Origin of the sequence: Rugamonas rubra (assembly GCF_900114705.1) — a bacterium.
GTDB lineage: Bacteria > Pseudomonadota > Gammaproteobacteria > Burkholderiales > Burkholderiaceae_D > Rugamonas > Rugamonas rubra.
On sequence record NZ_FOTW01000004.1, the window covers coordinates 172,721 to 195,650 of the forward strand.

23 protein-coding genes are annotated in these 22,930 nt (G+C 67.9%); 19 read left to right on the top strand and 4 right to left on the bottom strand.

Going from position 1 to position 22,930, the window contains the following annotated elements:
- The first annotated feature begins 48 nt into the window (after positions 1 to 48).
- Entirely contained in the window at positions 49 to 303 is a 255-nt protein-coding gene (locus BM252_RS00805) for a hypothetical protein (RefSeq protein ID WP_093382309.1), read from the top strand.
- Positions 304 to 360: 57 nt separating this feature from the next.
- Here the strand turns inward: BM252_RS00805 and paaX are convergent, their stop codons facing one another.
- Entirely contained in the window at positions 361 to 1,278 is a 918-nt protein-coding gene (paaX, locus tag BM252_RS00810; RefSeq protein WP_093382311.1) for a phenylacetic acid degradation operon negative regulatory protein PaaX, read from the bottom strand.
- A gap of 273 nt (positions 1,279 to 1,551) precedes the next feature.
- Here paaX and paaA point away from each other — a divergent pair, with 273 nt between their 5' ends.
- From paaA to BM252_RS00900, 18 genes are all read left to right on the top strand, one after another.
- The gene (paaA, locus tag BM252_RS00815; protein ID WP_093382314.1) at positions 1,552 to 2,538 is read left to right on the top strand and encodes a 1,2-phenylacetyl-CoA epoxidase subunit PaaA; all 987 of its coding nucleotides are present in this window, start codon (positions 1,552 to 1,554) and stop codon (positions 2,536 to 2,538) included.
- Positions 2,539 to 2,639: 101 nt separating this feature from the next.
- The gene (gene paaB / locus BM252_RS00820; protein WP_093382317.1) at positions 2,640 to 2,924 is read left to right on the top strand and encodes a 1,2-phenylacetyl-CoA epoxidase subunit PaaB; all 285 of its coding nucleotides are present in this window, start codon (positions 2,640 to 2,642) and stop codon (positions 2,922 to 2,924) included.
- A gap of 17 nt (positions 2,925 to 2,941) precedes the next feature.
- On the top strand, positions 2,942 to 3,694 hold the full coding sequence (paaC, locus tag BM252_RS00825; RefSeq protein WP_093382319.1) for a 1,2-phenylacetyl-CoA epoxidase subunit PaaC: 753 nt from the start codon (positions 2,942 to 2,944) through the stop codon (positions 3,692 to 3,694).
- Complete coding sequence (gene paaD, locus BM252_RS00830; RefSeq protein WP_093382322.1) at positions 3,695 to 4,225, top strand: 1,2-phenylacetyl-CoA epoxidase subunit PaaD; 531 nt, start codon at positions 3,695 to 3,697, stop codon at positions 4,223 to 4,225.
- A 4-nt stretch (positions 4,226 to 4,229) separates the two neighbouring features.
- Entirely contained in the window at positions 4,230 to 5,306 is a 1,077-nt protein-coding gene (gene paaE / locus BM252_RS00835) for a 1,2-phenylacetyl-CoA epoxidase subunit PaaE (protein WP_093382324.1), read from the top strand.
- A 192-nt stretch (positions 5,307 to 5,498) separates the two neighbouring features.
- Positions 5,499 to 6,290 (top strand): 2-(1,2-epoxy-1,2-dihydrophenyl)acetyl-CoA isomerase PaaG, encoded by a 792-nt coding sequence (gene paaG / locus BM252_RS00840; protein WP_093382327.1) that lies wholly within the window; start codon positions 5,499 to 5,501, stop codon positions 6,288 to 6,290.
- Positions 6,291 to 6,293: 3 nt separating this feature from the next.
- Entirely contained in the window at positions 6,294 to 7,850 is a 1,557-nt protein-coding gene (gene paaH, locus BM252_RS00845) for a 3-hydroxyacyl-CoA dehydrogenase PaaH (RefSeq protein WP_093382329.1), read from the top strand.
- Positions 7,851 to 7,938: 88 nt separating this feature from the next.
- The gene (paaI, locus tag BM252_RS00850) at positions 7,939 to 8,337 is read left to right on the top strand and encodes a hydroxyphenylacetyl-CoA thioesterase PaaI (RefSeq protein ID WP_245774053.1); all 399 of its coding nucleotides are present in this window, start codon (positions 7,939 to 7,941) and stop codon (positions 8,335 to 8,337) included.
- Positions 8,338 to 8,403: 66 nt separating this feature from the next.
- Positions 8,404 to 9,732, top strand: coding sequence for a phenylacetate--CoA ligase PaaK (gene paaK, locus BM252_RS00855; protein WP_093382334.1), 1,329 nt, complete (start codon positions 8,404 to 8,406; stop codon positions 9,730 to 9,732).
- Between the two features lie 9 nt (positions 9,733 to 9,741).
- Positions 9,742 to 10,950, top strand: a complete 1,209-nt coding sequence (gene pcaF / locus BM252_RS00860; protein WP_093382338.1) for a 3-oxoadipyl-CoA thiolase — start codon at positions 9,742 to 9,744, stop codon at positions 10,948 to 10,950.
- 153 nt (positions 10,951 to 11,103) lie between these two features.
- Positions 11,104 to 12,255, top strand: a complete 1,152-nt coding sequence (locus BM252_RS00865) for an ABC transporter substrate-binding protein (protein WP_093382341.1) — start codon at positions 11,104 to 11,106, stop codon at positions 12,253 to 12,255.
- 91 nt (positions 12,256 to 12,346) lie between these two features.
- Positions 12,347 to 13,222 carry a branched-chain amino acid ABC transporter permease gene (locus tag BM252_RS00870; protein ID WP_093382343.1) on the top strand — a complete coding sequence of 292 codons (876 nt, stop codon included), beginning with the start codon at positions 12,347 to 12,349 and terminating at the stop codon, positions 13,220 to 13,222.
- The gene (locus tag BM252_RS00875; protein ID WP_093382346.1) at positions 13,219 to 14,241 is read left to right on the top strand and encodes a branched-chain amino acid ABC transporter permease; all 1,023 of its coding nucleotides are present in this window, start codon (positions 13,219 to 13,221) and stop codon (positions 14,239 to 14,241) included. The genes BM252_RS00870 and BM252_RS00875 overlap by 4 nt, the downstream gene beginning before the upstream one ends.
- A gap of 1 nt (position 14,242) precedes the next feature.
- Entirely contained in the window at positions 14,243 to 14,998 is a 756-nt protein-coding gene (locus BM252_RS00880; RefSeq protein WP_093382348.1) for an ABC transporter ATP-binding protein, read from the top strand.
- Between the two features lie 2 nt (positions 14,999 to 15,000).
- A complete protein-coding gene (locus BM252_RS00885; RefSeq protein WP_245774054.1) occupies positions 15,001 to 15,729 on the top strand; it encodes an ABC transporter ATP-binding protein in 729 nt (242 codons plus the stop codon).
- Positions 15,730 to 15,749: 20 nt separating this feature from the next.
- Positions 15,750 to 16,361: a phenylacetic acid degradation protein PaaY gene (locus BM252_RS00890; RefSeq protein WP_093383229.1), complete on the top strand. Its 612-nt coding sequence runs from the start codon at positions 15,750 to 15,752 to the stop codon at positions 16,359 to 16,361.
- A gap of 173 nt (positions 16,362 to 16,534) precedes the next feature.
- Positions 16,535 to 18,586 carry a phenylacetic acid degradation bifunctional protein PaaZ gene (gene paaZ, locus BM252_RS00895; RefSeq protein WP_093382353.1) on the top strand — a complete coding sequence of 684 codons (2,052 nt, stop codon included), beginning with the start codon at positions 16,535 to 16,537 and terminating at the stop codon, positions 18,584 to 18,586.
- A 162-nt stretch (positions 18,587 to 18,748) separates the two neighbouring features.
- Positions 18,749 to 19,207 (top strand): hypothetical protein, encoded by a 459-nt coding sequence (locus BM252_RS00900; RefSeq protein WP_093382356.1) that lies wholly within the window; start codon positions 18,749 to 18,751, stop codon positions 19,205 to 19,207.
- A gap of 21 nt (positions 19,208 to 19,228) precedes the next feature.
- Here BM252_RS00900 and BM252_RS00905 read toward each other — a convergent pair whose 3' ends face one another.
- The 3 genes from BM252_RS00905 to BM252_RS00915 all read right to left on the bottom strand — a co-directional run bounded on the left by BM252_RS00905 (position 19,229) and on the right by BM252_RS00915 (position 22,876).
- On the bottom strand, positions 19,229 to 20,863 hold the full coding sequence (locus BM252_RS00905) for a methyl-accepting chemotaxis protein (protein ID WP_093382358.1): 1,635 nt from the start codon (positions 20,861 to 20,863) through the stop codon (positions 19,229 to 19,231).
- A gap of 75 nt (positions 20,864 to 20,938) precedes the next feature.
- Positions 20,939 to 21,415, bottom strand: a complete 477-nt coding sequence (locus tag BM252_RS00910) for a cache domain-containing protein (RefSeq protein WP_093382361.1) — start codon at positions 21,413 to 21,415, stop codon at positions 20,939 to 20,941.
- A 237-nt stretch (positions 21,416 to 21,652) separates the two neighbouring features.
- On the bottom strand, positions 21,653 to 22,876 hold the full coding sequence (locus BM252_RS00915) for a M24 family metallopeptidase (protein ID WP_093382363.1): 1,224 nt from the start codon (positions 22,874 to 22,876) through the stop codon (positions 21,653 to 21,655).
- Positions 22,877 to 22,930 lie beyond the last annotated feature (54 nt).

Sequence of the window (22,930 nt, forward strand, 5' to 3'; positions counted from 1 at the left end):
GGTAGTGGCTGCGCAATCCCGCGCGGCGCCACTCACCAGGAGATTGCAATGGATCACAAGGGCGATAACCATATCAAAGAGCTGGAGAAAAAAATCTCCGCGCTCAGCGACGCGCTGGCCCATCTGGGCAAGGGCACCAGCATGCAGGAACTACTGAAAATCATCCGCTTCCCCGGCTACACCACGCCGGCCGAGTTCATCTTCAACGTCGCCATCCTCGACTCGATGCAGACCCAGGTGGTGCTGTTGGAAAAACTGGGCAACGACCTGCTGGCCGGCGCCAAGCAGGTGGTGCAAAAATAGTTCGTAGAAGGTCTGGCGCGGCGGCAAGCATGCCGCGCCACGCAAGGCCACGCTAGGCTAGTGCAGGCCGCCGAAGCGCTGGTAGAACGAGGCGTCCGCCTCGGCCGCCAGCTCGTCCTCGCGGTGCAACGTGGCCATGATGTATTGCTCGGCCGGCGCGTAGCTCAGCTGGTAGATGGCGCGCGCCAGCTCGTAGGCCTGGGCGCCCGGCCATGGCTCGGGCAGCAGCTCGACCGGCAGTTGCGGATCGTGCAGCTGGACCCGGCGGTAGGCGTGGACCAGCAGGCTGCGGATGATGAAGGCCTGCTGTGGTTCCAGTGCCGGCGCGCCCTGCAACAGCGCCAGCAGCGGCTGGAACTGCGCCGTGAACCCCTCGTAGCCGGCCACCACGGCGGACAAGTCCCAACCGTCCTCGACCAGCTCGCGCAGCGGCCGGCCGCCGGCCCCGGGCAGGGCGCTTGCCTGGCAGACGAACAGCTTGTCCTTGACGCCCGTGCGCGTCAGCAATTGCTCCAACACCTGGGCGTCCGCCGCCGGATGGCTGAACACGCCGGGCGCGACCACGCTATACCCCTCCCACAACAACTCCTTGCGCAGCGCCGCCCGCTCGGCCGCGCCGATGTTGCCGGCGCCGCTGAGCACCAGGGTCCAAGTGCCGTCCCAGTGCAGGGTCAGCGGCGCATAGATGCGCCGGTAGGCGCGGCTGAAGCGGGCCATCGCCTCCGGCGTGATCGAATAGGAGCTGCGCCGGCCGTCGCGCTGGGCGCCCAGCCAGCCCTCCTGCGCCAGGCGGAACACCGAGGTGCGCAGCAGGCGGTCGTTGACGCCGAACGGTTCGAGCAGGTTGATCAGGCTGCCCAGCCAGACCAGGCCGCCGTGCGGCACGATGGCGTCGCCGAAGATGGTCACCACCAGCGATTTCGAGCGCGGCGGGTCGTTGGCGAGGAAGTGGGCGATCCAGTCGTTGCAGGTCATATTTTCATTTTGGCAAAAAACGCGGCGGTTCTCAACCTTGGGTAAAAAAACAGGAGTTTACTTTGCCGCGGCATGGGCGCAGCATAAATTTTCATTTTTCAGGCAATAAACGGCGCGTAAACGCGGTCGAAGCGCCCGCCCGGCGATGAAAAAACGACGTCAAACACTGTATTTGAGGCCAAATAAGATACAGAATCGCAATCTGACACACAAATTTCGTAGTCAAAGCGAATTATGTATCGTATTATTGACCCATCGCACTTGGAGACAAACATGTACGCACAGATGGTGGAAACCGGCCTCAAAAACGTTCGTTCCCTCGATGACATGGGCGCCGAAGAACGCGCCTTCCAGGCGCGCATCGACGCCGGTGTCAAGATCGAGGCCAAGGACTGGATGCCCGAGGCATACCGCAAGACCTTGATCCGGCAGATCTCGCAGCACGCCCACTCGGAGATCGTCGGCCAGCTGCCCGAGGGCAACTGGGTGACCCGCGCACCTACGCTCAAACGCAAGTCCATCCTGCTGGCCAAGATCCAGGACGAGGCCGGCCACGGCCTGTATCTGTACAGCGCCGCCGAAACGCTGGGCGTGTCGCGCGATGACCTGCTCGCCGCGCTGCACTCGGGCAAGGCCAAGTATTCAAGCATCTTCAACTACCCCACGCTGAGCTGGGCCGACATGGGCGCCATCGGCTGGCTGGTCGACGGCTCGGCCATCATCAACCAGATCCCGCTGTGCCGCTGCTCCTACGGCCCGTATTCGCGCGCCATGATCCGCGTCTGCAAGGAGGAATCCTTCCACGCCCGCCAGGGCTACGACATCATGATGTCGCTGGCCAAGGGCACGCCGGAACAGAAGGCCATGGCGCAGGACGCGCTGAACCGCTGGTGGTGGCCGTCGCTGATGATGTTCGGCCCGTCCGACGCCGAGTCGGTCAACAGCGCGCAGTCGGCGCAGTGGCGCATCAAGCTGTTCTCCAACGACGAGCTGCGCCAGCGCATGGTCGACCAGACCGTGCCGCAGGCCGAGTACCTGGGCCTGACCGTGCCCGACCCCGACCTGAAGTTCAACGCCGAGACCGGCCACTACGAGTTCGGCGCGATCGACTGGTCCGAGTTCCAGAACGTCTTGAAGGGCAACGGCCCCTGCAACCGCGAGCGCCTGCGCACCCGCGTCAAGGCCTACGACGACGGCGAGTGGTTCCGCGACGCGCTGGTCGCCTACGCCGACAAACAAGCCGCGCGCAAAGCCGCCTAGGGACGTTCGAGGGTCAGCGATTCGAGGGTCAGACCCTAGGGTCTGACCCTGGCACGTTGCCCATGGCTGGCAGCATACAAAAAAACACTGAGGAGATCGAGATGAGCAAAGAATGGCCGTTGTGGGAAGTCTTCATCCGCAGCCAGCACGGGCTGGCGCATAAACACGTGGGCAGCCTGCACGCCTCCGACGCCGAAATGGCCGTCAACAACGCGCGCGACGTCTATACCCGCCGCAACGAGGGCGTCAGTATCTGGGTGGTGCGCGCCGCCGACATCGTCGCCAGCAGCCCGGCCGACAAGGGCGCGCTGTTCGAGCCGTCCAACAGCAAAGTCTACCGCCATCCGACCTTCTTCCCGATGCCGGAAGAAGTCAAAAACCTGTAAGCGCGGAGAGCCAAATCGTGGATGACAAAGTCAATTACCTGCTGCGCCTGGGCGACAACGCCCTGATCCTCAGCCAGCAGCTGTCGCAGTGGTGCGGCAAGGGCCCGGCGCTGGAGGAGGACATGGCGCTGACCAACGTCTCGCTCGACCTGCTGGGCCAGACCCGCCTGTGGTACGAATACGCCGGCGAACTCGAAGGCGCCGGCCGCGACGAGGACAAGATCGCCTTCCACCGCGACGCGCACGAGTTCAAGAACTGCCTGCTGCTGGAGCAACCGAACGGCAACTACGCCGACACGATGACGCGCCAGTTCTTCTTCGACACCTGGCACTACTTCCTGGTCCGCGGCCTGTGCGGCGCGGCCGACCAGCGCATCGCCGACATCGCCGAAAAATCGCTGAAGGAGGTCACCTACCACCTGCGCCGCAGCGGCGACTTGATCGTCCGCCTGGGCGACGGCAGCGCCGTCAGCCACGCCAAGACCCAGGCCGCCGTCGACGACCTGTGGATGTACAGCGGCGAGGTGTTCGCCTACGACGCGGTCGACCAGGCGATGGTCGACGCCGGCATCGCCCCGCCGGCCGACGAACTGCGCGCCCACTGGTTGGAGCACGTCGGCGAGATCTTCGCCGAGGCCACGCTGGCCATGCCGGCGCCGGACGCCTGGATGCAAAAGGGCGGCAAGCAAGGTGTGCACAGCGAGCACCTGGGCTACATCCTGGCCGAGATGCAGTTCCTGCAGCGCGCCTATCCGGGTGCGGAGTGGTAGATGGACGCCCCGCATAGCAGCGTCACCCCTGAACAAATCTGGGCCTGGCTGGGCGAGGTGTCCGATCCCGAGATCCCGGTCATCTCCGTGGTCGACCTGGGCATCGTGCGCGCCGTCGAGGTGCTCAACGACGAGGAATGCGTGGTCACCATCACGCCGACCTACTCGGGCTGCCCGGCCATGCAGGTCATCGCCGACGCCGTCACCGGCGCCCTGCGCGGCCACGGCCTGAAGCACGTGCGGCTGGTCAACCAGCTGTCGCCGGCCTGGACCACCGACTGGATGAGCGAGGCCGGCAGGATCAAGCTGAAGGACTACGGCATCGCCCCGCCGGCCCAGCAGGTGGTCGACATCAGCGGCCTGACCGCCGGCGTCAAGCGCCACTCGCTGCCGCCCAAGCCCAGCGTGGCCTGTCCGCGCTGCGGCTCGCCGCACACCGAGTTGGCCAGCCAGTTCGGCTCCACCCCCTGCAAGGCGTTGTACAAGTGCCTCGACTGCCGCGAGCCCTTCGACTATTTCAAGTGCCACTAAAACCATGAGCAAATTCTATCCGCTGTCCGTCTCGCAGGTGCGCAACGAAACCCGCGACACCATCGCCGTCACCTTCGCCGTGCCGCCCGAGCTGCGCGACAGCTTCGCCTTCCAGCAGGGCCAGCACCTGACGCTGCGCACCCACATCAACGCCGAGGACGTGCGCCGCTCCTACTCGATCTGCTCGTCGGTGCAGGAGGGCGCGCTGCGCGTCGCCATCAAGCGCACCCAGGGCGGCCTGTTCTCCACCTGGGCCAACGACACGCTCAAAGCCGGCATCGTGCTCGACGTGATGCCGCCGATGGGCCACTTCAACACGCCGCTGGACGCCGCCAACCGCAAGCACTACCTGGCCTTCGCCGCCGGCAGCGGCATCACACCCATCCTGTCGATCATCAAGACCACCCTGCTGGCCGAGCCGCACAGCCAGTTCACCCTGTTCTACGGCAACCGCGCCTCGTCGACGGTGATCTTCAAGGAGGAGCTGACCGATTTGAAGGACAGCTTCATGCAGCGCCTCAACCTGGTCTACGTGATGAGCCGCGAGCAGCAGGACATCGACCTGTTCAACGGCCGCATCACCAAGGACAAGTGCGCCCAGTTCCTGCAGCACTGGATCGACATCAAGGACATGGACGTGGCCTTCATCTGCGGCCCGGAGGACATGATGCTGGGCGTCTCCGAGGCGCTGCAGGAGGCCGGCATGGCGAAGGCGAACATCAAGATCGAGCTGTTCGCCGCCAGCATCCCCAAGCACCAGCACAAGCCGCGCGCGCTCGACGTCGCCGGCCACCAGGAGACCGAGGTCACCGTGATCATGGACGGCAACCACACCACCTTCACCATGGACAAGGACAAGGAGTCGCTGCTCGACGCCGGTCTGCGCGCCGGCATCGACATGCGCTACTCCTGCAAGGGCGGCGTGTGCTCGACCTGCCGCTGCAAGCTGGTCGACGGCAAGGTCGACATGGACGTCAACTACGCGCTGGAGGACTACGAGATCGCCCGTGGCTTCGTGCTCAGCTGCCAAAGCTTCCCCGTCACCGACAAGGTGGTGGTCGACTTCGACCAAGCCGAGTAAGGCATATGACGCCAGCGGCGCAAGCCGGGGTTAACCCAGCGGCGCAAACCCGGGGTCAGACCCTGTATTGGCGCCGCCGACTTCGACCACGCGGCGCATCGAGGGTCTGACCCCAGCTTGACGCCGCCGGGTTTTGCCGGATTGAGCAGCACCTTGGATAGCCCCAGAAAACCACAACATAGACGAGACGCCATGAACTACGACACCATCCTCTTCGAGATCGCCGACGGCATCGCCAAGCTGACCCTGAACCGTCCCGACAAACTGAACAGCTTCACCCAGCAGATGCACGAGGAAGTGCGCGACGCCATGCGCCAGGTGAACGCCGACAAGTCGGTGCGCGTGTTCGTGCTGGGCGGCGCCGGCCGTGGCTTTTGCGCCGGCCAGGACCTGTCCGACCGCGCCGTCGAACCCGGCTCCAAGGGCGTCGACCTGGGCGACTCGGTGGAACAGAACTACGCCCCGCTGGTGCTGGCCCTGCGCGCCCTGCCGATGCCGGTGATCTGCGCCGTCAACGGCGTGGCCGCCGGCGCCGGCGCCAACCTGGCGCTGGCCTGCGACATCGTGCTGGCGGCCAAGTCGGCCAGCTTCGTCGAGGTGTTCTGCAAGCTCGGCCTGATCCCCGACACCGGCGGCACCTATTTCCTGCCACGCCTGGTCGGCAGCGCGCGCGCCATGGGCATGGCCATGCTGGGCGAAAAACTCACGGCCGAAAAGGCCGAGGCCTGGGGCCTGATCTGGAAATGCGTGCCCGACGAGGAGCTGGCGGCCGAGACCGACAAGCTGGCGCGCCACTTCGCCAGCGCGCCCACCAAGGGCCTGGCCTTCACCAAGCAGGCGCTGCACGCCAGCGCGCAGAACACCCTGCAGCAGCAGCTCACGCTGGAATGCGGCATGATGAGCGAGCTGGGCAACAGCGAGGACTACCGCGAGGGCGTGGCCGCCTTCATGGCCAAGCGCGCGCCGCAGTTCCAGGGGAAGTGAACGATGAGCGCATTGAGCACAGATAAGATCGTCGCCGTCGTCGGCAGCGGCGCCATGGGCGCCGGCATCGCCCAGGTGGCCGCCGTGGCCGGCCACACCGTCAAACTGTACGACACCCGGCCCGAGGCCGTCGCCAAGGCCCTGGCCGACATCGCCAAGGTGTTCGCCAAGCTGGTCGAGAAGGAGCGCATGAGCGCCGCCGACGCGGCCGCCGCCAACGCCCGCCTGCGCGGCGCCGCCACGCTGGCCGAACTGGCCGACGCCGCCATGGTGGTCGAGGCCATCGTCGAGAACCTCGACGTCAAGCGCGGCCTGTTCGCCGAGCTGGAGGCGGTGGTCGGCGACGACTGCATCCTGGCCACCAACACCTCGTCGATCTCGGTCACCGCCATCGCCGCCAAGCTGCGCCTGCCGCAGCGCCTGGTCGGCATGCACTTCTTCAATCCGGTGCCCTTGATGGCGCTGGTCGAGGTGGTCAGCGGCCTGGCCAGCGACGCCGCCGTCGCCGCCAGCGTGTTCGACACCGCCGCCGCCTGGGGCAAGAGCCCGGTGCACGCCAAGTCCACCCCCGGCTTCATCGTCAACCGCGTGGCGCGGCCGTTCTACGCCGAGGGCCTGCGCCTGCTGAACGAGCAGGCCGCCGACGCCGCCACCATCGACGCCGTGCTGCGCGAGGCAGGCGGCTTCCGCATGGGGCCGTTCGAGCTGATGGACCTGATCGGCCACGACGTCAACTACTCGGTGACGCAGTCGGTATTCAACGCCTACTACGGCGACCCGCGCTTCACGCCGTCGGTGCTGCAGCTGGAGATGGTCAACGCCGGCTTCCTCGGCCGCAAATCGGGACGCGGCTTCTACCAGTACGGCGAGGGCGCCGTGGCGCCGCAGGCGCAAGCCGAGGCGCCGCAGCCACGGCCCGAATTCGTCAGCTACACCTTCGACAGCGGCGCCCGCAGCGCCGTCTGCGACGCGCTGGCGGCCCGCCTCAAGCAGGCCGGCATCGAGGTCAGCGCGCGCAAACCGGCCGAGGGCCACGGCTCGCCGGACCTGGCGCCGGCCTTCCACTGCAACGGCGCCGCCGTCTACCTGAGCGACGGCCGCAGCGCCACCGCCCGGGCGCGCGACAACCAGCATCCGGACACCGTGCTGTTCGACCTGGCGTTGGACTACGCCAAGGCCAGCCGCATCGCCGTGGCCTGCTCCGACCAGTGCGACCCGGCCGCCTACCGGGCCGTGGTCGGCCTGTTCCAGGCCGCCGGCTTCGTCGTCACCCGCCTGGACGACGTGCCCGGCCTGGCCGTGATGCGCACCGTCGCCATGCTGGCCAACGAGGCGGCCGACGCCGTCAACCAGGGCGTTTGCAGCGCCCAAGCGGCCGACACCGCCATGCAGAAGGGCGTCAACTACCCGCGCGGCCCGCTGGCCTGGGCCGACGCCGTCGGCATCAACCAGATCGTCACGGTGCTGCACAACCTGGCTTCGGCCTACGGCGAGGACCGCTACCGTGTCGCGCCGCTGCTGCGCCGCAAACAAGCGGCGGGAGGGAGCTTCCATGCATAAGGACGCCCACCCGGCGCTGGACGCCGCCGCAGCGCAAACGCAAACGCAAACCCTGGCCCTGGCGCTGGCCAAGCAGGCCGGCGCCGCCATGTTCGCGCGCGACCGCGCCAGCCAGGCGCTGGGCATGACATTGGATGAAATACGCCCCGGCTATGCGCGCATGAGCATGCCGGTGCGAGAGGACATGCTGAACGGGCACCAGACCTGCCACGGCGGCTTTATCTTCGCGTTGGCGGACAGCGCCTTCGCGTTCGCGTGCAACAGCCACAACCAAAACACGGTTGGCGCCGGCTGCACGATCGACTACCTGGCCCCCGGCCGGCAGCACGACACGCTGTGCGCGGAAGCGCAGGAGCAGGCGCTGGCCGGCAAGAGCGGCATCTACGACATCCGGGTCAGCAACCAGGACGGCCGCCTCATCGCGCTGTTCCGCGGCAAATCGCACCGCGTCAACGGCGAGGTGGTGCCGACCACCGCGCCGGCCTGACCGCGCGGCCGCGCGCCCCGACCCGAACCAGTATCAGTACCAGCATAAAAAATCAAGGAGACACCGATGGTCCAACGTACCCCCGCTCCAGCCGACCTGGAGCCGATCGAGCGCGCCAGCAAGGACGAGCTGCAAGCGCTGCAACTGCAACGGATGAAATGGTCGCTGCAGCACGCCTACGACAACGTGCCGCACTACCGCGCCGCCTTCGACGCGGCCGGCGTCCACCCCGACGACCTGAAGACGCTGGCCGACCTGGCCAAGTTCCCCTTCACCGGCAAGAAGGAGCTGCGCGAGAACTACCCCTTCGGCATGTTCGCCGTGCCGCGCGAGCGCATCGCCCGCATCCACGCCTCCAGCGGCACCACCGGCAAGCCGACCGTGGTCGGCTACACCCTGAAGGATATCGACACCTGGGCCAACGTGGTGGCCCGCTCGATCCGCGCTGCCGGCGGCCGCGCCGGCGACATGGTGCACATCGCCTACGGCTACGGCCTGTTCACCGGCGGCATGGGCGCCCACTACGGCGCCGAGCGCCTGGGTTGCACCGTGGTGCCGATGTCGGGCGGCCAGACCGAGAAGCAGGTGCAGCTGATCTGCGACTTCAAGCCGGACATCATCATGGTCACGCCCTCGTACATGTTGAACATCATCGAGGAGTTCCAGCGCCAGGGCATCGACCCGGCGGACAGCTCGCTCAAGGTCGGCATCTTCGGCGCCGAGCCGTGGACCGGCGCCATGCGCGGCGAGATCGAAAGCCGCGCCGGCATCGACGCGGTCGACATCTACGGCCTGTCCGAGGTGATGGGCCCCGGCGTGGCCAGCGAGTGCATCGAGAGCAAGGACGGCCCGGTCATCTGGGAGGACCATTTCTACCCCGAGATCATCGACCCAGAGACCGGCGAGGTGCTGCCCGACGGCGCCGAGGGCGAGCTGGTGTTCACCTCGCTGACCAAGGAGGCGCTGCCGATCATCCGCTACCGCACGCGCGACCTGACGCGGCTGCTGCCGCCCACCTCGCGCTCGATGCGCCGCATCGACAAGATCACCGGCCGTTCCGACGACATGCTGATCATCCGTGGCGTCAACGTCTTCCCCAGCCAGATCGAGGAGCTGATCCTGAAGATGCCCAAGCTGGCGCCGCACTACCAGCTGGTGGTCTCGCGCGAGGGCCACCTCGACAAGCTCGACGTGATCGGCGAACTGCGCGCCGACATCTCCGGCCGCCTGACCGACTTCGAGACCGACGCCCTGGCGCGCGAGCTCGAACACCATATCAAGACCCACGTCGGCGTCACCACCAAGGTGCGCCTGCTGGCGGCCAACAGCATCGAACGCACGCAGACCGGCAAGGCCAAGCGCGTGGTCGACAAGCGACCAAGAACCCCGAACTAAGGAGCTGATGTGAACGACGCATTTATCTGTGACGCGGTACGCACCCCCTTCGGCCGCTACGGCGGCGCGCTGGCCACCGTGCGCGCCGACGACCTGGCGGCGCTGCCGATCGCCGCGCTCATCGCGCGCAACCCCGGCGTCGACTGGACGACCGTCGACGACGTCTTCTACGGCTGCGCCAACCAGGCCGGCGAGGACAACCGCAACGTCGGCCGCATGGCCGCGCTGCTGGCCGGCCTGCCGGTCGAGGTGCCGGCCAACACCGTCAACCGCCTGTGCGGCTCCAGCCTGGACGCGGTCGGCATGGCCGCGCGCGCCATCAAGGCGGGCGAGGCGCAGCTGGTCATCGCCGGCGGCGTCGAGAGCATGAGCCGCGCCCCCTTCGTCATGGGCAAGGCCGACAGCGCCTACTCGCGCGCCGCCAAGATCGAGGACACCACCATCGGCTGGCGCTTCGTCAACCCGATGATGAAGGCCAAGTACGGCATCGACAGCATGCCCGAGACGGCCGAGAACGTGGCCGAGCAGTTCGCCGTCAGCCGCGCCGACCAGGACGCCTTCGCCGTGCGCAGCCAGCAGCGCTGGGCCGCCGCCCATGCCGCCGGCGTGTTCGCCCAGGAGATCGTGCCGGTGGTGCTGGCGCAGAAGAAGGGCGAGCCGAAGATCGTCGACACCGACGAGCATCCGCGTCCCGACACCACCATCGAGATGCTGGCCAAGCTGAAGGGCGTGGTGCGGCCGGACGGCAGCGTCACCGCCGGCAACGCCTCCGGCGTCAACGACGGCGCCTGCGCCATCCTGCTGGCCTCGGCCGCCGCCGCCGAGCGCTTCGGCCTGAAGAGGCGCGCCCGCGTGCTGGGCATGGCCACCGCCGGTCTGGCGCCGCGCATCATGGGCTTCGGCCCGTCGCCGGCCAGCAAGAAGGTGCTGGCGCTGACCGGCCTGACCATCGAACAGATGGACGTGATCGAACTCAACGAGGCCTTCGCCGCGCAGGGCCTGGCGGTGACGCGCGACCTCGGCCTGGCCGACGACGCGCCGCAGGTCAACCCGAACGGCGGCGCCATCGCCATCGGCCATCCGCTGGGCGCCTCCGGCGCGCGGCTGGTGCTGGCCGCGCTCAACCAGTTGGAGCGCACCGGCGGACGCTACGGCCTGTGCACCATGTGCATCGGCGTCGGCCAGGGCATCGCGCTGATCATCGAGCGGGTGGCGTAGCATCGAACCCAAACCCGCAATGCGGCCGAAAGGGGTCAGACCCCGCATGGGGTCTGACCCCGGCATCCGGGTTTGGGGGTAACGCTCAATCGAAGAGGGCAGGGCAGGCATCAAGAAGCATCCATAAAAATGACATCAATCTGGGAGACAAGCATGCTGTCGAAAATCGTCAAGAAGTCCGTCATCGCCGCCGCGCTCGCGCTGCTGGCGCAATCCGCCTTCGCCGTCGAGAACATCAAGATCGGTTCGGTCTTGTCCGTCTCCGGCCCGGCCGCCTTTTTGGGCGACCCGGAGCTGAAAACGCTGCAGATGTACATCGAGAAGATCAACGCCGAGGGCGGCGTGCTGGGCCGCAAGCTCGAACTGGTGCACTACGACGACGGCAGCGACGCCGCCAAGGCCAACGGCTTCACCAAGCGCCTGATCGAGTCCGACAAGGTCGACGTGCTGATCGGCGGCACCACCACCGGCGCGACCATGGCGATGGCGCCGCTGGTCGACAAGGCCGGCCTGCCCTTCATCTCGCTGGCCGGCGCGGTGGTGATCATCGACCCGGTGAAAAAATGGGTGTTCAAGACCCCGCACACCGACCGCATGGCCGCCGAGAAGGTCTTCGAGGACATGAAGAAGCGCGGCATCAGCAAGGTCGGCATGCTGTCCGAGACCAGCGGCTTCGGCTCGTCCGGCCGCAAGGAATCGCAGACGGTGGCGGCCAAGTACGGCATCACCCTGGTGGCCGACGAGACCTACGGACCGAAGGACACCGACATCACCGCCCAGCTGACCCGCATCAAGGGCGCCGCCGGCGTGCAGGCGGTGTTCGTCTTCGGCCTGGGCCAGGGCCCGGCGGTGGTGACCAAGAACTACGGCCAGTTGGGCATGACCGCGCTGCCGATGTACCAGTCGCACGGCGTCGCCTCGGACGAGTACATCAAGCTGTCCGGCAAGGCGGCCGAGGGCGTGCGCCTGCCGACGCCGGCGCTGCTGGTCGGCGCCATGCTGCCGGCGGCCGACGTGCAGAAGAACATCGTGGTCGGCTACGACAAGGCCTACAAGGAGCGCTACAAGATCGACCCGTCGACCTTCGGCGGCTACGCGCTGGACGCGCTGAACCTGTCGGTCGACGCCATCAAGCGCGCCGGTTCCACCGACAAGGAGAAGGTGCGCACCGCGCTGGAAACCACCAAGGGATTCGTCGGCACCACCGGCGTGTTCAATATGTCGCCGACCAACCATATGGGGCTCGACCTGTCGGCCTTCCGCATGGTCGAAGTCAAAAACGGCGACTGGCAGTTGCTCAAGTAACTAGCGCGGCGCGCCGCAGGCTGCCGCAAGAGCAGCCGGCGCGCCCCGGGTCGACCGACCCGCGCACCTCAGAACCAAGACGGAGACACCAATGCTTGCCCAATTTTTGCAGTTCCTCTTTTCCGGCATGACGGTCGGCGCGGCCTACGCGCTGGCCGCGCTCGGCTTCACCATCATCTACAACACCAGCGGCGTGATCAACTTCGCCCAGGGCGAGTTCATCATGCTCGGCGGGATGCTGGCCGCCATCATGGCCTCGGCCGGCGTGCCGCTGCCGCTGGCCATCGTGGTCGCCGTCGTGCTCACCGGCCTGGTCGGCCTGCTGATGGAAAAACTGGTCATCGAGCCGGCGCAGAACGCCCAGGTGGTCACGCTGATCATCATCACCATCGGCGCCTCGCTGGTGGTGCGCGGCCTGGTGCAGATCTGGCTCGGCAAGGCGACCCATTCGCTGCCGGCCTTCTCGGGCGACACGCCGATCGTCATCTTCGGCGCCAGCCTGCTGCCGCAAAGCCTGTGGGTGCTCGGCGTCACCCTGGCCATCGTCGGCGCGCTCGGCTGGTTCTTCGGCCGCACCCTGCTCGGCAAGGCCATGCTGGCCACCTCGCACAACAAGCTGGCGGCGCGCCTGGTCGGCATCAACACGCGCCGCGTGCTGCTGTTCTCCTTCGGCCTGGCGGCCCTGCTGGGCGCCGTCGGCGGCATCCTGGTGGCGCCGATCACCTACACCTCCTACGACGCCGGCATCATGCTGGGTTTGAAGGGCTTCGTCGCCGCCGTGCTGGGCGGCCTTGGCGGCGGCCTGGGCGCGGTGGCCGGCGGCCTGATCCTCGGCATCGCCGAGGCCATGACGGCCGGTTACATCTCGTCGGCCTACAAGGACGCCGTGCCCTTCGTGCTGATCCTGCTGATCCTGTTCTTCCTGCCGCGCGGCCTGTTCGGCGCCAAAGTATCGGAGCGTGTATGAAGATGCTGTTCGACCGCAATCGCGGCCTGCTGCTGTTGGCGCTGGTGCTGGCGGCGCTGCCGCTGGTGCTGCCCAACGCCTTCTACTACGACGTGGCGATCCGCATCGCCCTCAACGCCGTGGTGGTCATCGGCCTCAATCTGCTGATGGGCTACACCGGCCAGATCAGCCTGGGCCACGCCGGCTTCTACGGCCTGGGCGCCTACGCCTCGGCCGTGCTGACCACCCACTACAACTGGCCGCCGCTGGCCGCGCTGGCGGCGGGCGCCGTCGCCACCGGCCTGCTGGCGCTGCTGCTGGCGCGTCCCGTGCTCAAGCTGAAGGGCCACACCCTGGCCATGGCCACGCTGGGGCTGGGCATCATCATCTCCATCGTCATCAACAACGAGACGCAGTGGACCGGCGGCCCGGACGGCATCGCCGTTCCCGCCTTCACGCTGCTGGGCTTGGAGATCGGCGGCGAGAAGTCCTGGTACGCCGTCTGCGCCGCCCTGCTGCTGCTGTTCACCTGGTTCGCGCTGAACCTGATCGACTCGCCGGCCGGCCGCGCGCTGCAGGCCATCCACGGCTCCGAGGTCGCCTCGCGCGTCGCCGGCATCGACACCACCCGCTTCAAGGTCAAGGTGTTCGTGCTGTCGGCCGTGGTGGCCAGCATCGCCGGCAGCATCAGCGCCCACTACATCGGCTTCATCACGCCCAACCTGGCCGGCTTCTTCCACTCGATCGAGCTGGTGACCATGGTGGTGGTGGGCGGCATGGCCTCGGTGTTCGGCTCCATCGTCGGCGCCGCGCTGCTGACCATCCTGCCGCAACTGCTGTCGAGCTTCGAGGGCTGGGAGACGGTGGTGTTCGGCGTGATCTTGATGGCCACCATGATCTTCATGCCGCGCGGCCTGGTGCCCAGCCTGGCGCAGCGCCGCCACAAGCACAAGGCGGCCGAACCGGGGCACGCCGCAGTGGACAAGGTCGCGGCCAAGGCCGTGGCCAAGGTCGCAACCAGCGCCAAACAGGGGAGCTGACATGCTGACCATACAAAACCTGAGCAAGAGCTTCGGCGGCGTGCACGCCGTGCAGGACGTCAGCTTCTCCATCAAGGAGGGCGCTATCCACTCGGTGATCGGGCCGAACGGCGCCGGCAAGACCACGCTGTTCAACCTGATCACAGGCGTCTATACGCCCAGCGCCGGCCAGGTCATCCTGCGCGGCGAGAACGTCGCCGGCCTGTCGCCGGACGCGCTGGCGCGCCGTGGCATGAGCCGCACCTTCCAGAATCTGCAGGTGTGCATGAACATGACGGCGCTCGACAACGTGATGGTCGGCGCCCACCTGCGGCTGAACCAGAGCCTGTTCGCCGCCATGCTGCGCCTGCCCTCGCTGCGCCGCGCCGATGTGGCCTGCCGCGACGAGGCGGCGCAGTTGATGGACTTCGTCGGCGTCGGCCGCTATATCGACGCCGAGGCCAGCCAGATGCCCTACGGCGCCCTGAAGCGCTTGGAGATCGCCCGCGCCCTGGCGGCGCGGCCCAAGGTGCTGCTGCTGGACGAACCGGCCGCCGGCCTGAACCACACCGAGACCGGCGAGATCGAAGCGCTGATCCGCAAGGTGGCGCAGTCCGGCGTGACGGTGGTGCTGGTCGAGCACGACATGAAACTGGTGATGAATTTGTCCGACCATATCCTGGTGCTGGACTACGGCAAAAAACTGGCCGAAGGGAGCGCCGCCGAAGTGCGCGCCAACCCGGACGTGGTGGCGGCCTATTTGGGAGTGGCGGCATGAAGATGGACGTGAACCCGATTATCCGGCCGCTGTTGGCCATCGAAGGACTGACCAGCCACTACGGCCGCATCCAGGCGCTGCACGGCATCGACCTGCAGATCGGCCAGGGCCAGCTGGTCGCCCTGGTCGGCGCCAACGGCGCCGGCAAGACCACGCTGCTGCGCGCCATCTCCGGCGTGCAGCCGATCAGCGGCGGCGGCATCCGCTTCGGCGGCGAAGAGATCGCCCGCGTCAGCGCCGACCGCCGCGTGCGCGCCGGCATCTGCCAGGTGCCCGAGGGGCGCCAGGTGTTCGGCCCCATGTCGGTCGAGGACAACCTGCGCCTGGGCGCCTTCACCCGGCCCAAGGAGGACCTGGCCGGCGACATGGAACGCATGTACCAGTTGTTCCCCATCCTCAAGGAGAAGCGCCTGCTGTTGGCCGGCACCCTGTCCGGCGGCCAGCAGCAGATGCTGGCGATGGCGCGCGCGCTGATGGGCCGGCCCAAGCTGCTGCTGCTCGACGAGCCGAGCATGGGCCTGGCTCCCTTGCTGATCGCCGAGATTTTCCGTATCGTCAAAAGCCTGCGCGACCAGGGCATCACCATTTTCCTGGTCGAGCAGAACGCCCGCGCCGCGCTGTCGATCGCCGACGTCGGCTACGTCATCGAGACCGGCGCCATCACGCTGTCCGGCCCCGGCCCCGAGCTGCTGGACAACGAACAAGTGCAGAGCGCCTACCTGGGCATGTGAGCGAAAACGAGGAAACGAGCATGGTAAAAGTTTATGAGATCAACGGCGTCACGCCGGTCGTCCACCCCAGCGCCTACGTGCACCCGAGCGCGGTGCTGATCGGCGACGTCATCGTCGGCCCGCGCTGCTACATCGGCCCGCTGGCGGCGCTGCGCGGCGACTTCGGCCGCCTCATCATGGAGGAGGGCTCGAACCTGCAGGACACCTGCGTCATGCACGGCTTCCCCGGCTGCGACACGGTGGTCGAGGTGGACGGCCACATCGGCCACGGCGCCGTGCTGCACGGCTGCCGCATCGGCCGCAACGCCCTGGTTGGCATGAACGCGGTGGTGATGGACAACGCCGTCGTCGGCGCCGACAGCATCGTCGCCGCGATGAGCTTCGTCAAGGCCGGCATGGTCATCCCGCCGCGCAGCATGGCGGTCGGCTCGCCGGCCCGCGTGCTGCGCGCGCTGAGCGACGACGAGATCAAATGGAAGAGCGCCGGCACCGGCCAGTACCAGGAGCTGGCGATCCGCTCGATGCAAACCATGCGCCTGGTCGAGGCCCTGAGCGAAGTGGAGTCGGACCGCAAGCGCATCGACTGGGACAGCGCGCTGCCGCTGCACCTGCACAAAAACGCGTCCGCCTGACGCTCCCCCACCCGGGGTCAGTGCCGACATTCGGACACGAGCTCAAGCGGAACGTTCTTCGGGCAGGCAGAATTTGTCCGATTGTCGGCACTGACCCCGATTGCTGGGGTCGCTTGCCGGAACGGACGCGCTAACCTTTAACGCAATTTACATACACATTTGGAGAACATCAGATGGCTACAGTAGCAACCCTACAAAGCTGGATCGGCGGCCGCTGGCTCGGCGCCGAGGCGTCCATGCCGCTGCACAGCGCGCTGAACAACTCGCTGATCTACCACACCCACGCCGAGAAGATCGACTTCGACGAGGCCGTCACCTATGCCCGCAAGACCGGCGTGCCCGGCCTGATGGCGCTCGACTTCCAGCAGCGCGCCGCGCGCCTGAAGGCGCTGGCGCTGTACCTGGCCAGCCGCAAGGAGGAGCTGTACGCCATCTCGCACCTGAGCGGCGCCACCCGCGCCGACAGCTGGGTCGACATCGAGGGCGGCACCGGCACCCTGTTCGCCTACGCCAGCATGGGCAGCCGCGAGCTGCCCTCGTCGAACGTGCTGCACGAGGGCCCGGCCATCGCGCTGGGTAAGAACGGCGGCTTCTCCGGCACCCACATCCTGGTGCCGCGCGGCGGCCTGGCGGTGCACATCAACGCCTTCAACTTCCCCATCTGGGGCCTGCTGGAGAAGTTCGCCCCCAGCTTCCTGGCCGCCATGCCCTGCATCGGCAAGCCGGCCACCGCCACCAGCTACCTGACCGAGGCGGTGGTGCGCATGATGCACGAATCCGGTCTGCTGCCCGAGGGCAGCCTGCAACTGGTGATCGGCTCCACCGGCGACCTGCTCGACCGCCTGAACGGTGCCGACGTGGTCACCTTCACCGGCTCGGCCGACACCGCCGCCAAGCTGCGCACCAACCGCAACCTGATCGCCAACTCGGTGCCCTTCACGGCCGAGGCGGACTCGCTCAACTGCGCCATTTTGGCGCCGGACGTGTCGCCCGACGACGTCGAGTTCGAGCTGTTCATCAAGGAGGTGGCGCGCGAGATGACCGGCAAGTCCGGCCAGAAGTGCACGGCGATCCGCCGCATCATCGTGCCGCAGCAGCATGTCGACGCGGTCGGCACGCGCCTGCGCGAGCGCCTGGCCAAGGTCAGCGTGGGCGACCCCTCGGTCGAGGGCGTGCGCATGGGCGCGCTGGCCTCCAAGGACCAGCAGCGCGACGTGGCCGAACGGGTGGCCATTCTATCGCGCGGCAACGAGGTGCTGTTCGGCGCGGCCGACGGCTTCAAGCCGCTCGGCGAAGGCGTGGCCGACGGCTGCTTCTTTTCGCCGACGCTGCTGCTGTGCCGCGACGGCATGCGCAACGACGCGGTGCACGACGTCGAGGCCTTCGGCCCGGTCAGCACCATCATCAGCTACGGCGACATGGACGAGGCGCTGGCACTGGCGGCGCGCGGCAAGGGCAGCCTGGTCAGCACCTTGGTGACCAAGGACCCGTTGATCGCCGCGCGCGCCGTGCCGATCGCCGCCGCCTCGCACGGCCGCGTGCTGATCCTCGAGCGCGAGGCCTCGGTCGACTCGACCGGCCACGGCTCGCCGCTGCCGCAGCTCAAGCACGGCGGCCCGGGCCGCGCCGGCGGCGGCGAGGAGCTGGGCGGCATCCGCGCGGTGCGCCACTTCCTGCAGCGCGCCGCCATCCAGGGCTCGCCGACCATGCTGGCCGCCGTCACCGGCGAGTACGTGCGCGGCGCCGCCGTGCAGGAAAGCCCGCTGCACCCGTTCCGCAAGTACTTCGAGGAGCTCAAGATGGGCGACTCGCTGCTGACCCACCGCCGCACCGTGACCGAGGCCGACATCGTCAACTTCGGCGGCGTCTCCGGCGACTACTTCTACATGCACTTCGACGACATCGCCGCCAAGGATACCCAGTTCGGCAAGCGCATCGCGCACGGCTACTTCGTGCTGTCGGCGGCGGCCGGGCTGTTCGTCTCGCCGGCGCCGGGTCCGGTGCTGGCCAACTACGGGCTGGACAACCTGCGCTTCATCACGCCGGTGGCGATCGGCGACACCATCCGCGCCCGCCTGACCTGCAAGCGCAAGGTCGACCGCAACCGCGTCGACGACAAGGGCGTCGGCCAGGGCGTGGTGGCGTGGGACGTGCAGGTGACCAACCAGAACGACGAGCTGGTGGCCAGCTACGACATCCTGACCCTGGTGATGAAGCGCGGCTGATGCCGCCGCGCGGGGCGTGCTAAGCTAGCCGCGCGCCGGCACAAAGGCCTACCCCAAGTGCGAAGGGGGCTGACCCCGTACGGGGTCAGACCCCGCTGCATGCGCCTTGGGGTAGCGGCGGGCGTTCAAGGCGCGTTTCCCCCTCCTCTGGAAAGACTATAGTTGAACGAGCAACCCAAACAAACCGCGCTGCTGACCGGCGCCGCCATTTCGCTGTTCGGCGCCGTCATCCACTGGATCTCGCCGCTGCTCGGCCCCGACTGGTACGCCTGGCTGCGCGCGCCCAAGTTCGTGGTGGAGTCCGCCCGCGCCGGCACCTGGCTGGCGCCGACCTGCGCCGCGCTTATCGGCGGCCTGATGTTCATCTGCGCGCTGTACGCCTGGTCCGGTATGGGCCGGATGGCGCGCCTGCCGCTGCCACGGACTGCGTTGGTGGTGATCGCCGCGGTCGGCCTGCTGCGCGGCTTGGCGCTGCTGCCCTACGCCTGGAACGTGCCACAACTGCTGGACACCTTCGACGTGGTCGGCTCGCTGGTCTGGTTTGTCGCCGGGCTGGGTTTCGCCGTCGGCGCCCGGCAGAACTGGGCTGGGCCGGCGCGCCCGGCGCGCCAAGCTACCTAAGCGCCGACCGCACTTGGCGCGCTAGCCGTGCTGGCTCGCCGTCAGGCGTTCCGGCGCGGCGGCCGCCACCTTGCGCCGCCCGGCGGGCAGGCCGGCCAGGCTGGTCGGCGCGGCCAGGGGCTGCGCCGCATGCTCGTCCAAACGGAAATTGCTGACCGCGCGCAGCAGCTCGACCGCCTGGTCCTGCATGCTCTGCGCCGCCGCCGCCGACTGCTCCACCAGGGCCGCGTTGCGCTGCGTCATATCGTCCATCTCGGTGATCGCCGAGTTGACCTCGTCGATGCCGGCGCTCTGCTTCTGGCTGGCCAGCGTGATGTCGCCCATGATGTCGGTGACGCGCTTGACCGATTCGACGATATGGCCCATGGTCTGGCCGGCGTCGTCGGCCAGCCGGCTGCCGGTTTCCACCTTCTCCACCGAATCGGCGATCAGCCCCTTGATCTCGCGCGCCGCCGTGGCCGAGCGCTGCGCCAGGTTGCGCACCTCGGTGGCGACCACGGCGAAGCCGCGTCCCTGTTCGCCGGCGCGGGCCGCCTCCACCGCCGCGTTGAGCGCCAAAATATTCGTCTGGAAGGCGATCGAGTCGATCACCCCGATGATGTCGACGATGCGGTTCGAGCTCTCCTTGATCGAGGCCATGGTGTGCACCACCTGGCTGACCACCTGGCCGCCCTTGAGCGCCACGTCGGAGGCCGACAGCACCAGCTGGTTGGCCTGGCGCGCGTGGTCGGCGTTCTCGCGCACGGTGTTGGTCAGGTCCTGCATCGAGGCGGCGGTCTGCTCCAGCGAGCTGGCCTGCGATTCGGTGCGCGCCGACAGGTCGGCGTTGCCTTGGGCGATGTCGCGCGCCTCGGCGGTGATGGTGCTGCCGGCGACGCGGATGTCGCCCAGCAGGGCGCGCCAGTTGGCCACCAGCGTGGCCAGCGCGGCCGACAGCTTGCCGATCTCGTCGTCGTTGCGCACCTCGATGCGGGTGGTCAGGTCGCCCGAGGCGAGCTGCTCGGCCGCCGCGCAGGCCGCGCCGATCGGCGTGACCACGGCGCGCGCCAACCATAGCGAAATGGCCGACAGCACCGCCACGCCGGCCAGCATGGTGAACAGGCTGGCCCACATGGCGCGGCCGTTGGCGCTCTTGGTGTCGAGCAGCGACTCGTTGGTGTGGGCGTCGAGCCGGGCCAGCACGCCGGCCAGCAGGGCGCGCAGCTGCTTGTAGCTGTCGCCGGCGCCCTGCATGGCGGCGACGCCGGTGTTCGGGTCCATCGACGCCAGGTCGAGCGCCTGCGCCACGCCGCTGCGGTACTTCTCCAGCAGCGGCGGCACCTGGCGCGCCAGTTCGGCCGCCTCCGGGTTGGACTGCAGGCGCTGCACCTCCTTGTTGACCTGGGCGACCTCCTGGTTGACCTTCTCGCCGAAGGCCTTCATGTCCTGCTCCGACAGGCTGGCGGCGATGGCCATCTTGGCGTACACCTCGGCGTGCAACTGGCCGATGGCGATGGTTTGCTGGCTGGCGGCGCGGAAGGCGGCGAAGGTGTTCTCCTTGAGGTCGTGCATGCGCGCCTCGTTCTGCCGCATGGAGAAGAAGGAGAGCAGCCCCATCAACAGCAGGCAGCCGAAGGCCGCCGCCGGGACGATGAGGATCTTGTGGGCTATTTTCATATGGGGACCGTGAGTTGGAGGGACCGCCGGTCTGTCCGCGGCCGGGATGCGCGCCGCTCGGCGCGCCGCCGGCGCTTACAGGTAGATGCCGCCGCAGACCACGGTTTCGTTGAGCCGCTCGCAGTACATCTGCTTCGGTTCGATCTTCTTGGTTTCCGGATTGGTGAACTTGTAGTCCTGCCAGAACTGCGGCTTGGCCTTGCCCATATCGACGCGCTCCTTGACGAAGGCCTTGCCGTCGATGTCCTTCAGCTCGATCAGGTTCTTGCCGACCATCTTGGGGTTGGCGCCGTGGGCGGCGACTGTGCCGTCGAGCTTGTACACCACCAGGTACAGGTCGCGGTCGATGAACTTGGCGTCCTTGCCGGTGATGGCGGCGTAGCCGGCCTGGTCGCCGCTGGCCTTGATGAAGGCCACGCCCTTCTTGACCATGGCTTCGGCGTCGGTGCGGGTGGCGCCGCCGTCCGCCGCGAAGGCGGCGGGCAGCAGCAGGGCGGAGGAGAGGGCGGTCAGGGCGATGCTGCGGCCGGCGAGGGAAAACATCTTGTGCATGATGAGGTCTCTTTCAAATTGGCAGGGACACCCGGGCTTGGACGGAGCATGCATACCCGTTGGGTGTGTCGGCCATGCGCGCGGCCGACACCTTGGATACTAGCGCGTTGTGCCCTCCCGTGCTAGTACGCAAGGGCAATTTCATCCCGGCGCGCGGCTTTTTGCAACGGCGCGGCGGGCCGCCGCGCCGCTTGCGATTTGATACGGAGAAGCCGGCCGCAGCAGGCGGTGCCGAATTTACTTGCGCAGGCCGAAGGGATCGTCGATGCTGTGGGCCGGCTCGGTGAACCACCGTGGGCCGCTCTCGGTCATGTAGAAGTGGTCCTCGTGGCGCACGCCGAACTCGCCGGGGATGCAGATCATCGGCTCGTTGGAGAAGCACATGCCGGGCGCCAGCGGCGTCGTGTCGCCGCCGACCAGGTAGGGCCACTCGTGGATGTCGAGGCCGATGCCGTGGCCGGTGCGGTGCGGCAGGCCGGGCAGCTTGTAGCCGGGGCCGAAGCCGTCGGCCTCGAGCGAGCGGCGGGCGGCGCGGTCGACCTCCTCGCAGGGCACGCCCAGCTGGGCCGCCGCGAAGGCCGCCGCCTGCGCCGCCTTCTCGCTGTTCCACACGCTGCGCTGGCGTTCGCTCGGCGTGCCGAAGACGTAGGTGCGGGTGATGTCGGAGATGTAGTTGTGCAGCTTGCAGCCGGTGTCGATCAACACCGTGTCGCCAGGCTTGAGCGTCTGCACGTAGCTGACGCCGTGCGGGTAGGCGGTGGCCTCGCCGAACAGCACGATGACGAAGTAGGAGCCCGGCGCGCCGACCTTGCGGTGGGCGCGGGCGATGAACTCCTCCACCTCGGTGGTGCTGATCCCCTCGCGCAGCATGGACGCGGTGGCGACGTGGACGGCCAGCGTCATGTCCTTGGCGCGCTGCATCAGCGCGATCTCGGCGGCCGATTTGCGCGTGCGGCAGTGCGCCGTCACGCTGCGCGCGTTCTCCAGCGCGTAGCCGGCCGCAAGCGGGCGGATGCCGTCGTAGATGAAGAAGGCGGCGCTCTCGCAGATGCCGACGCGCGGCGGCCGCGCCGCGTCCGGCGCCACGCCCATGCGGCCCAGCACATCGACGAACAACTGGTAGGGGCTCTCGTGCTCGTGCCAGCAGTTGACCGCGCCCTCGACCAGCATGAAGTCCTTCAGCGTGCTTTCCTCGAAGGCCGGGGCGATGTATTCCACCGCGCCGCTGGCCGGCAGGATGGCGCCGACCATGCGCTCGCTCGGATACCAGCGCGTGCCGGTGAAGTACAGCAGGTTGGAGCCGGCGTTCAGGTAGATCGCCGCGATGCCCTGGTCGCGCATGAAGGCCTGGGCCTTCTCGATGCGTTGCAGGTGTTCCGCCTTGCCGATGGCGACCGCGCCGGCGGTCATCTCGGACAGGGTGGCCAATGCTTGTTCGATGCTGCCGCCGCCTATGCTCATATTGTCTCCTGATGGTTTGCGTGGCGGCGCGGCTCCACGTCCGCGCCGCCGCCG

Bases quoted from the DNA above. Each gene is read 5' to 3' on its own strand.
- BM252_RS00805 (WP_093382309.1), top strand. From the start codon at position 49: ATGGATCACAAGGGCGATAACCATATCAAAGAGCTGGAGAAAAAAATC.
- paaX (WP_093382311.1), bottom strand. From the start codon at position 1,278: ATGACCTGCAACGACTGGATCGCCCACTTCCTCGCCAACGACCCGCCG.
- paaA (WP_093382314.1), top strand. From the start codon at position 1,552: ATGTACGCACAGATGGTGGAAACCGGCCTCAAAAACGTTCGTTCCCTC.
- paaB (WP_093382317.1), top strand. From the start codon at position 2,640: ATGAGCAAAGAATGGCCGTTGTGGGAAGTCTTCATCCGCAGCCAGCAC.
- paaD (WP_093382322.1), top strand. From the start codon at position 3,695: ATGGACGCCCCGCATAGCAGCGTCACCCCTGAACAAATCTGGGCCTGG.
- paaE (WP_093382324.1), top strand. From the start codon at position 4,230: ATGAGCAAATTCTATCCGCTGTCCGTCTCGCAGGTGCGCAACGAAACC.
- paaG (WP_093382327.1), top strand. From the start codon at position 5,499: ATGAACTACGACACCATCCTCTTCGAGATCGCCGACGGCATCGCCAAG.
- paaH (WP_093382329.1), top strand. From the start codon at position 6,294: ATGAGCGCATTGAGCACAGATAAGATCGTCGCCGTCGTCGGCAGCGGC.
- paaI (WP_245774053.1), top strand. From the start codon at position 7,939: ATGTTCGCGCGCGACCGCGCCAGCCAGGCGCTGGGCATGACATTGGAT.
- paaK (WP_093382334.1), top strand. From the start codon at position 8,404: ATGGTCCAACGTACCCCCGCTCCAGCCGACCTGGAGCCGATCGAGCGC.
- BM252_RS00865 (WP_093382341.1), top strand. From the start codon at position 11,104: ATGCTGTCGAAAATCGTCAAGAAGTCCGTCATCGCCGCCGCGCTCGCG.
- BM252_RS00870 (WP_093382343.1), top strand. From the start codon at position 12,347: ATGCTTGCCCAATTTTTGCAGTTCCTCTTTTCCGGCATGACGGTCGGC.
- BM252_RS00875 (WP_093382346.1), top strand. From the start codon at position 13,219: ATGAAGATGCTGTTCGACCGCAATCGCGGCCTGCTGCTGTTGGCGCTG.
- BM252_RS00880 (WP_093382348.1), top strand. From the start codon at position 14,243: ATGCTGACCATACAAAACCTGAGCAAGAGCTTCGGCGGCGTGCACGCC.
- BM252_RS00885 (WP_245774054.1), top strand. From the start codon at position 15,001: ATGGACGTGAACCCGATTATCCGGCCGCTGTTGGCCATCGAAGGACTG.
- BM252_RS00890 (WP_093383229.1), top strand. From the start codon at position 15,750: ATGGTAAAAGTTTATGAGATCAACGGCGTCACGCCGGTCGTCCACCCC.
- paaZ (WP_093382353.1), top strand. From the start codon at position 16,535: ATGGCTACAGTAGCAACCCTACAAAGCTGGATCGGCGGCCGCTGGCTC.
- BM252_RS00905 (WP_093382358.1), bottom strand. From the start codon at position 20,863: ATGAAAATAGCCCACAAGATCCTCATCGTCCCGGCGGCGGCCTTCGGC.
- BM252_RS00910 (WP_093382361.1), bottom strand. From the start codon at position 21,415: ATGCACAAGATGTTTTCCCTCGCCGGCCGCAGCATCGCCCTGACCGCC.
- BM252_RS00915 (WP_093382363.1), bottom strand. From the start codon at position 22,876: ATGAGCATAGGCGGCGGCAGCATCGAACAAGCATTGGCCACCCTGTCC.